The sequence below is a fragment of the Streptomyces tropicalis genome, assembly GCF_029269835.1.
GTDB lineage: Bacteria > Actinomycetota > Actinomycetes > Streptomycetales > Streptomycetaceae > Streptomyces > Streptomyces tropicalis.
The window spans coordinates 1-9,262 of the sequence record NZ_JARJBB010000049.1; the positions used below are offsets into that span (position 1 = coordinate 1).

Annotated in this window: 8 protein-coding genes; 2 read left to right on the plus strand and 6 right to left on the minus strand. The window is 72.1% G+C overall.

Translation table 11 applies throughout. The annotated features are described in order from the left end of the window. Window positions 1–1,621 (plus strand): B12-binding domain-containing radical SAM protein (locus tag P3H78_RS32285; protein ID WP_276112741.1); only part of this gene is annotated, 1,621 nt, incomplete at its 5' end. Then, complete coding sequence (locus P3H78_RS32290; RefSeq protein WP_276112742.1) at window positions 1,618–2,433, plus strand: nucleoside phosphorylase; 816 nt, start codon at window positions 1,618–1,620, stop codon at window positions 2,431–2,433. The genes P3H78_RS32285 and P3H78_RS32290, both read left to right, overlap by 4 nt. Window positions 2,434–2,457: 24 nt before the next feature. Here the strand turns inward: P3H78_RS32290 and P3H78_RS32295 are convergent, their stop codons facing one another. From P3H78_RS32295 to P3H78_RS32320, 6 genes are all read right to left on the minus strand, one after another. Next, window positions 2,458–3,372, minus strand: a complete 915-nt coding sequence (locus P3H78_RS32295) for a hypothetical protein (RefSeq protein ID WP_276112743.1) — start codon at window positions 3,370–3,372, stop codon at window positions 2,458–2,460. A 249-nt stretch (window positions 3,373–3,621) separates the two neighbouring features. After that, window positions 3,622–4,089 carry a helix-turn-helix domain-containing protein gene (locus P3H78_RS32300; RefSeq protein WP_276112744.1) on the minus strand — a complete coding sequence of 156 codons (468 nt, stop codon included), beginning with the start codon at window positions 4,087–4,089 and terminating at the stop codon, window positions 3,622–3,624. 87 nt (window positions 4,090–4,176) lie between these two features. Next, a complete protein-coding gene (locus tag P3H78_RS32305; protein ID WP_276112745.1) occupies window positions 4,177–6,375 on the minus strand; it encodes a tetratricopeptide repeat protein in 2,199 nt (732 codons plus the stop codon). Beyond that, window positions 6,372–8,447, minus strand: coding sequence for a tetratricopeptide repeat protein (locus P3H78_RS32310; RefSeq protein WP_276112746.1), 2,076 nt, complete (start codon window positions 8,445–8,447; stop codon window positions 6,372–6,374). Before P3H78_RS32310 ends, P3H78_RS32305 begins: the two co-directional genes overlap by 4 nt. Next, complete coding sequence (locus P3H78_RS32315; RefSeq protein ID WP_276112747.1) at window positions 8,431–8,667, minus strand: helix-turn-helix domain-containing protein; 237 nt, start codon at window positions 8,665–8,667, stop codon at window positions 8,431–8,433. The genes P3H78_RS32310 and P3H78_RS32315 overlap by 17 nt, the downstream gene beginning before the upstream one ends. 78 nt (window positions 8,668–8,745) lie before the next feature. Further along, on the minus strand, window positions 8,746–9,262 hold a 517-nt coding region (locus tag P3H78_RS32320; RefSeq protein ID WP_276112748.1), incomplete at its 5' end, for a hypothetical protein.

Consider the following 9,262-nt stretch of genomic DNA (forward strand, 5'->3'; position numbering starts at 1 on the left):
GCCCGCGTACGCCGAGCGGGCCGTCCAGTACGACAGCCTCGTCCGCGACGGCAACCGCATGTACACCCGCGCCGGTGCCCCGTACCGCACCATCGAGTCCGCCGCCCCGGTCCGCGAGGCCGACGTCATCGGGGTGTCGGTGACCAACGCCGGCGACCTGCACTCCGTCTTCCGGCTCCTGGACCTCGCCGGCATCCCGCGGCGCACCGCCGACCGCGTCGCCGGCGTCCACCCCCTCGTCATCGGCGGACAGGGTGGCCTGGCCAACCCCGAGGTCCTTGCCGACTACCTCGACGTCGTCGCCCTCGGCGAGGCGGAGAAGTCCCTGCCCCAGCTCCTGCGCACCGTCCACGCCTACCGACAGGCCGACCCCACCCCCGACACCCCGCTGCTGGTGCAACTCGCCCGGATCCCCGGCTTGTACGTGCCCTCGCTGTACGCGTGCGACCTGGTCGACGGCGGAGGGGTGAGCGCGGTGACGCCTACCTCGCTCACCGTGCCCGAACGAGTGAGCGCTCAGTGGCTCGCCCTGGCCGACTTCCACGATGCCCACTTCGCCTACCCCGTCACCGACGGCACGGCCGCCGGGATCATCCCGCTGGTCGGCTGCCGCCACAGCTGCTTCTTCTGCACCCTGGGCACCCCGCCGTTCCGGCAGGCGCCGCTGGAGAAGATGCTCGCCTACATCGACCGCCTCGAAGAGCTCGGTGTGCCGCTGATCATCATCAGCGCCCCGACCTTCACCCAGTACCGCCACCGCGCGGAGATCCTCCAGAGGATCCGCGCCTACCGCGACCGGGCCGCGGCCCGCGGCATCAAGGTGAGCACCATCATCGGCTCCGTCCGCGCCGACGAGATGACCGCCGACTACCTCCGCGACGTCAACGAACTCGGCGACTTCGGGCACCTGTTCACCGAGCTGAGCCTGACCCAGGCCCGCGGCATCGTCACCATCGCCCCCGAGTTCGCCGCCGCCGACCTGGTCGCCCTGTACGGCAAGACCATGCCGCCCGAGCGCGTCGACCAGGCCATCGACCGGTGCCGCGAGACCTCCGACGTCATCAACACGATCATGCTGTACTTCATCGTCGGCGCCCCCGGCGAACGCGAGGAGGACCGGCTCGCGATCGCCGACCGCGCCCGGGAGATCCGCGACCGCCTCGGCCGGCCGGATGCCTCCGTCATCGTCAAGCTGCACCAGTTCATGCCCGAACCGGGCACCCCCGCCCAGCGACTGCCGATGACCGACCCCGCCCTCCTGGACGGCTACGTCACCCAGATCACCGAACGCCTGCGCGACCTCGTCGGCGAGGAGATCTTCGACGAGCACTACCGCGTCCAGTACGGCGAGACCAACCGCCTCTACCTGGAGGCCGTCTGCCTGCGCGGCGACCGGCGCGTCGGCCGCGTCCTGGAGAACCTCTACGACAGCGGCACCGACCTCACCCGCCTGGACCGCGAGGTCCTGCTCAAGGCACTGGCGGACCACGGCCTCGACTTCGAGCGCCATCTACGGCTCATCGACGACCCCGTCCTGCCCTGGCACGCCGTCAACGAAGTCGACCCCGCCGCAGAGCAGAGCCTGCTGCTCGCGATCGAGCAGCGAACGGCTACCCGGTGAGCGCTCCGGCGCCTGGCGTGCCGCTGCCCGCGGACAAGCACCTCCTGCCCGCCCTCACCGACCCGGCCGAACACGCCGACTACATCCGCGCCCACCACCCCGGCGCCGACCTCGCCCACAGCCCGGGGGTGATCCTGCTCTACCAGTCCTCGCTCGCCGCGCACGCCACCCGCCGCCCCGGCACCCGGCCGCTGGAGCGCTGGGTGTCGGCCGACCTCCACCGCACAGCAGAAGGTGTCGTCCTGTGCTCCGGCTTCGGCCGCGGCGCCCCGGCCGCCGGACTGATCGTCGAACAGCTCATCGCCCTCGGCGCCCGCGCGATCATCACAATCGGCACCGCCGCAACGCTCACCGACATCCTCCACCCCGGCGACCTGGTGATCTGCCAGGACGCCCTGCGCGGCGAAGGCCTCTCCCACCACTACCTTCCCCCCGGCCGCTACGCCGACCCCGACCCCGACCTGACCGGCCGACTAGAGGCCGCGACCAACGCTCTCGGCGCCGCCGCGCACCGGGGGCGCGCCTGGACCACCGACGCGCTCTACCGGGAAAGCGCTGCCGAGGTCCAGCAGTACGCGGCGGAGGAAGCCCTCGTCGCCGACATGGAAGCGGCCGGCGTGCTGGCCGTCACCCGCTACCGGAAGGTCCCAGCCGCCGCCGCGTTCGCGGTCGCCGACTCCCTCGTCCGCCGAGCTCCCCGCACGAACGCGCCGCAGACCGGTGACGGCCTGCGTCTCCTTCTCCGCGCCGCCGCCCTCGCCCTCACGGACCGGTGCGAACCGGCCGAGCGCCAGGGACCGCACCCCGGGTGAGTCCGGGCACGTGTCGCCCTCGCGCTACCGGTTGTCCCCTTGACCGGTAGCGCGAGGGCGACACCGTGCGTTCCAGGCGAGATGGACGCCATAGCTGCGGATGATGTTGATGGCCGTCTGCGCGTCACCCACGGCGCTCATCGCCGGGGTGCCCTGCGCGATGCTGCGCACAGTGTCGACCCGCCAGCCGTACGGCAGCTTCGCGAGGCGCTCGCTTACGACCTGCCCTCGGGCACGGTTCTCCTTGCAGTCCCACTCGCCCGACCAGTCGTCAGCGGCGGGCGGAGGATCTTGCCCGGCGCGGGCCTGCTGGACGGCGTCATGGACCGCGTCGTCCAGTGACGGGCGGGCGGGAGCGGTTGGTGATTCGGAGTCGAAGTACCAGCTCCGTTCGACCTGCTGGGGCTCCCGCTGTCCTCCGAGGACCACGGCCCGCCACGCATCGGGAAGGTGTTCGAGGGCGTTGAGGAGGGTTTCGGCCCTCTCCCCGTGAGGAAGCCGGCCACCTGAGCCGGGGGCCCAGAGCAGTCCGACCTCCGCAGCGTCACGGGCAAGGGGAGTGACGACGCGCGCTGCTTTCCACCTCGCTGCGTCGACGCGGCTCACCAGCCGGTACACGGCGGCATGATCGCACTCGGGCAGCGCGGTCCAGATGCGGCGGGCCCGCAGTTCGTCCCAGGTCAACAGGACGGCGTCATGAGCGGCCGCCGCGACGTGCTCGGCACGGAGATGGTCGCAGGTGGCCAGGACGGCCAGCGCGGCGTCGATCCGCTCCGCCCGCTCCGGGTCCTGGCGGAAGGCGTCCTGCTGGTCGAAGGAGCAGGCTCCGGGGTGGCCGGAGAACGCGTCGCACAACGTGCGCGGGTCCGGCCCGTGCTGGTCGCACACCGGCAGGACGGAGCAGCGAAGCGCCTCCCGACCGGTCCAGCTGGCCCACACAGCATCACCGTGCGGGTCAGCGAGCTCGACAAGGATTCCGTGGTGCGGGCCCGCGTCGTGCTCCGCGAGGGCGCAGACGACCGAGCGCCGAGCGATGCCCGGTATGCCGCGCCGCTCGGAGGAGGAGGCGCCGCGGAGCTCGTCGGTGACGCGTACGCGCGTTCCGCAGGTCCGCGGTCGGGCCGGTGATGACACGGAGCTGAGTCCCTTCGGGGCTGGGTGGGTGGTGGGACAGCACGGATCTCTGGTTCACGTCGGTGACGGCGTGGGGACGTCGTCGGTGGTGAGGATTCCGTAGGAGTGGCCAAGGCGGATCAGGTGCGCCTCGTTGTCCGCCTTCGCCTTAGCCATGAGGCGGGCGGTCTCGCCCGTGAGGTCGAACTGGTCGATCCCGGCGTGTTGGGCGATGGCGGCCGCCGTGTGGTGCAGGGCATGGGCCTGCCACAGCAGCCGTTCCTTCTCGGTGAAGGGCGCCGGCGTCGGCAGGCGTTCGGGCAGGGGGAGTTCGCCGGTCACGAAGCCCATCTGCACCTTCAGTGGGGGCTTCTTGACCTGCAGCTTGTGGCCGACCAGCGTGGAGTGCCGGCTGAAGGTGCCCGGCGCCATGTTCAGGTTCGCGGAGCCGTCCGTCGGCGCGCGGCCGAAGGAGACCTGCTCCAGCACCTTGCGCTCGGTGGGGGTCAGGGGGGTGATGACGGGAGTGGTCCGCTGGGTCATGGGATGCCTCCGGAGTCTCGGTGGGGAGCAGGTGCAGAAGACGGCGTCGAGTGGCGCTTCCGAGCCGCTGAAGGGTGGAGTGGTGGATTACGCATCGGCCGGCAGCTGGCGGCGGACACGGTCGGCGTCGCGCGGGTTGAGGGCCGTGTAGATCTGGAGCGACTGCTCGAACGCGTCGCGGGCCTGGTCGTCGCGGCCCGCCTCGCGCAGGGTGCGACCCAGGAGTTCGAGGCTGCGGGCCGTCCAGCGCGCGGAGCGGATCGCGGTGCACTCGGCGACGGCTTGTCGCCCTTCGCGTTCGGCGGCGTCGAGGTCACCCGCGAGGGCGTGTGCGCGTGCGAGCCAGGCCAGGGCCCGGGCCGCGTCGAGATCGTCCTGGAGGTCGAGGAGCGTCGTACGCGCGGAGGCGAGCCGGCTGAGGGCTCCGGCTGCGTCACCGAGGCTGATGGCCACCTGTCCGAGGGCGGTGTCGCTGAGGGCGACCGCGCGGGTGTAGACGCGTTGGTCGTCCGGGTCGGTGGCCTCGGCGCCAAGGATCTGGCGGAGAGCGCGTCCCTGCTCAAGTGGCGGACGGGCCGCGTTCGGGCGGTCGGCGGCCAGGTAGGTGGAGCCGATCTCATGCAGTGCCTGGGCCTCGCCGCGCCGGTCGCCGCCGGCACGAGCGATCTGCAGGACCTGCTCGAAGCGCTCGACGGCGGCCTCGAACTGGTTGTCGCCTCTCATGCCGATGCCCCAGGTGTTCAGCATCTCCTGCTCGGCGAGCTGGTCGCCGCACTCGCGCGCGGCTGTGAGGCCGAGCTGGTGCGATTCGCCCCAGAGGGCGTGATCGTGGGAGAGGCGGAGGTAGGCCCACAGCGCGTGGACCAGTTGCCAGCAGGTCTGGGGGAGAGCGGCGGCCGCCGCGGTGCGCACGGCGGGCATCAGGTTGATGCTCTGGGCATGGAGCCATGCGGCTGCCTCGTCCTTCGTGCTGAAGGGAGCGGGGCCGTCGGGCTTGAAGCGGTAGTCGCGGGCCAGGCGGCGGTGGGTGTCCGTCAACAAGCGTTCGGCCGCGGTGATGGTGGCCAGGTAGAAGTCCAATGCGCGGCGGGTCTGTTCGTCGAGTTCGCCGTCCGTTGCCTCGGTCACCGCGCGGTGCCGGGCGTATGCGTGGACCTCGTCGTGGAAGCTGTACACCGTGCCGCGGATCGCGTCCTCGCGCATCGTGATCAGCAGGCCGGCACCCGCGAGTGCGGACAGCTCCTGCTCGGCGTCTTCCGGGGTGAGGCCGCAGACGGCGGCGGTCACGGCGGCGTCCACGTCGCGGGGGAAGAGGTGGCCCATGCTGCGGAAGACGCGGGCGCGCGGTCGGGGCAGGCCCCAGTAGGTCTCGTCGAGGGAGCTGGTCATGGCGACTCCGAGGGGGGTGAGGCCGTGCGGCGAGGCGCTGACCTGCTCGCGCCGTTCGGTCAGTGCGGCGGCCAGTTCGGCCAGGGATCGCTCGGGGTGGGAGGCGAGCACACTCCCAGCGAGGGCGAGGGAGAGGGGAAGTCCGGCGCCCAGGGATGCGATGGCGTGTGCGGCACGTCGGTCGCCCGCGACGCGGTGCTCGCCGGCCACGGCCGCCAGGTACTCCTGGGCGGCGGTGGGGGAGAACGGGTGAAGGTGGTGGTGGCGGGCTCCGTCGCGACCGAGATCGGTCAGCGGCAGCCGGCTGGTGACCACGAGCAGGTGGTCGCGCCCGCCGGGTAGCAGCGCGCGCACCTGATCCGCATGGACGGCGTTGTCCACAAGCACGGCGACCGGCCGTCGGGAGCGCTCGGCCGTCACCGACCTCCACCACGCGGCGCGTTCCTCGACCCCGGAGGGCAGAGCACCGCCGTACAGGGAGCGCAGCAGCCGGCCGAGGGCTTCGTCGAGCCGCACCGGGCCCGCCGGGTCATACCCCCGCAGGTCAACGTAGAGCTGACCGCCGGGATACTCGTCGCGTAGTTCGTCCAGGAGGCGCTGGGCCAGGGTGCTCTTGCCGACTCCGGGCGGACCGTGGACAGCCACGACGCCGACGTACGGTGATCTGCCGCGGATCCACGAGGTGAGCCCGTCCAGGTCCTCGGTACGGTCGGTGAAGGAGGCGGGCACCGGTCTGACCTGCCACGGGGTGGGCGGGCCGACAGGGTTGTGATGGACATGGACGCCGCCGGTGATGCTGCCGGCCTGGATGGCCGCTCCGTGCACGGTGACGTCGCGCATGGTGTTGGTCGTCTGGGATCCCGCTCCGGCTCCCGGCCGGGGGGATGGGGCCGTCATCGGCCGTTCTCCTGCCGGCGCAGCCGTTGCGCCTCTTCCGGGCGGATCACCTCGAGGAGTTCTGCGGCCTGCCGGAAGCAGTCCAGGGCGGCCTGCTCGCTGCCGCGCTTCCGGTAGGCGTCGCCGAGCAGCTCCAGCGTGCGCGCCTGCCAGCGGGTGCTGCTTGCCGCGGCGAAGACCGCGAGCGCGTCCTGCAACTCGGTGACACCGGCGTCGAGATCGCCGAGGAGGACTCGGGTGTGGCCCTGCAGAGCGAGCGCGCGCGCCGCGTCGTAGGAGTCGCCGATACCCGCGAGGACGCTGTGCGCCGCAGCGAACCTGTCGAGAGCCTCGGCCGGCTCACCACGGGTGAGGGAGATCTCGCCGAGCAGGACCGTCGCCAGCGCGACACCGCGTCGGTAGCCACAAGCCGTCCACACGGCCACCGCCTGGTTCAGGTACGGCTCGGCCTGGGCGGGGCGACCGCCGTCGTGGTGGCAGGCGCCGATCCCGAGCAGCGCCTGTCCCTCGTCGCGCACGTCGCCGTCGGCCTGCGCGGCCTGCCGGGCCTCGGCGTACCGGGTGAGCGCCTCCTCCAGGCGGCCGGCCGAGCTCAGGCCGATCGCGCCGGACAGCAGCATCTGCCGTACGGCGGCCGCGTTTCCGGTACGGCGCGCGGCGGCGACAGCGACCTCGTGGGCCTGGATCCACAGTGCGTAGGGATGTCGGCGCAGGAACAAGGCCCAGAAAGCGTCGACGAGCATCCAGACGACCTCGTCCGCGCCACCGGCCGCGGCTGCTTCCAGTACGGCTGGGAGATCGGCCTCGTGCTCCTCAAGCCAGGTCATCGCGCCGCGGCTGTCGTGGAAGACGGGCGGGGCGTCCGCCCGGGCGGGAAGCTGGTTGCGCAGCGTGGCCTGGGCAGGAGTCAGAAGGCGTTGGGCCTGGGTGGCGATCGCGAGCATCCACTCGCACAGCCGCCCGACCAGCCTCTGCCGCTCGTCCGCCCCGTCGACCCGTTCGGCGAGCGCGAGGGCGTGCTCGTGCGCGGCCGCGGCCATCTGGTACCGCGGCCTGGGGCCCACGTAGGACGTGCCCCGGGTCAGCAGCTGCTCGTCGGCGAGCACGTCCAGCAGCCGCTCAGCGTCGTTCCGCTGGAGACGGCAGGCGGCGCTCACCATGTCCGGATCGACGGCGCCGACAGGCAGGAGTGCGAGCGACCGGTACACGAACTGTGCGGTCGCCCCCAAGGAGTCGTAGGTCTCGGTCAGTCCAGCGGAGACGGCCATGCGTGCGGGGTCCTCACTGCGAGGGCGGACAAGGACGGCGGCGGCCGCGGCGAGGCCGCGCTCGGGCCGGGACTTCAGCCGGGCACCGGCCAGGGTGAGCGGAAGGGGTAGGTGTGCGCACCCGTTTGCGAGGAGGGCGGCGGCCGCGGGCTCGGCCGCGATCCGCTCCTCGCCGATGAAGCGGGCCAGCAGCGCGATCGAGGAGTCGGGGGCGAGCGCGCCGAGAGGCAGGGATGCCGCGCCGTCCACCGCCAGCTCCCACAACAGCCGCCGGCTGGTGACGACGGTCATGCTGGCGGGTCCGGTGGGCAGGAGCGGCGGCACCTGATCGGCTTCCCGCACGTTGTCGAGCAGGACCGAGACCGGACGGGCCGCGGTGATCGAGCGCCACAGGGCACTCAGCTCCCGCAAGTCCGCCGGCGGCCGGTCGATCCCGGAGGCGCGAAGCCACTGCTGCAGTACGTCCTCGGGCCGGGCCGGACCCCCGAGTCCGCTCAGCTCGGCGTAAAGCTCCGGCCTGTCCGCCTCCGTCGCGGAAGAAAGCCACCGCACGGCAAGAGCGGACTTGCCGACCCCGACGAGCCCGGTGATCACCACCAGACTGCTACCACCGCGGCGGACCTCGTCCAAGGTGTTGACCTCGGCGATGCGGTTCACGAAGTGCGGTGTGAGGCGCGGCAGTTGGTGCGGTATGGGCCAAGGTTGAGGAGCCGTGTGGTAGTGGAGGCCGCCGTGGACGTCCCGGGCCTGGACGACGAGGCCGGACAGATGGGCGCGCCCGCTGATCTCATTCGACGTCGTCATGGTGCACCTCCCGGCCGGACGGCTTCTGGTAGCCGCGGTTGCGCATGGGCACCTTGGCGTCGGTGAGGATGCGGTGGATGTTGCCGTAAGAGCGTCCGGTCTTCTCGCAGATGGCCCGGATCGCCATGCGCTCGGGCTCGGAGGAGTACAGGGAGATGACATAGGCGGTGAAGCGTTGCTTGCGCTCGCCCGTCAGGCGCTGGCCCGGCTTCACCTTCACTGGCGGTACCTTCTGTGCTGCGGCCGGCGCGGCTTGAGGGGCGGGGGAGTTCGTGTCGTTCGGCATGGTGTGTCCTGTTCAGATGCGGGTCTCGTCGAGGGCGAGGGCGAGGAAGCCGTCGGCGGCCCGGAGGCGCTGGAGTTCTTGCTCGTACACGGAGTCGCAGGAGGAGATGTCGACCCGCGAGGCGGCGACAAGACCGTGGATTTCCCCTCGGCGCAGCGCCGTGTAGGCGCGGGCCAGGGCGAACCGGGCAGCCGGGTCGGCCCTCCACTCGTCGTCGACGTAGGTCTCGGCGACCTCGAAGCCCGCCCGCGCGGCGTGGGCGAGCGCTATGGCGCGCCGGTCAGTGGCGCTGCCGCTGTCCTTGACCAGGACGTACAAGGCGACGCGGGGCCGGCCGGAGATCGTCGCGGTGAGCGAGCGCAGGATGTGCAGCCGCAGAGCGCTCAGCCAGCGCGAGCCTTCCGCCGCAGGAACGGGCCGACGCTCGCCGGATCCGGCGGCGGACGACGTTGGTGCGGTGCTGCGGGCGGGCAGGAGCGACTCCTCGACTCCGGCCACGCCTTCCAGGAGCTGGCTCATGCCCGCCCTC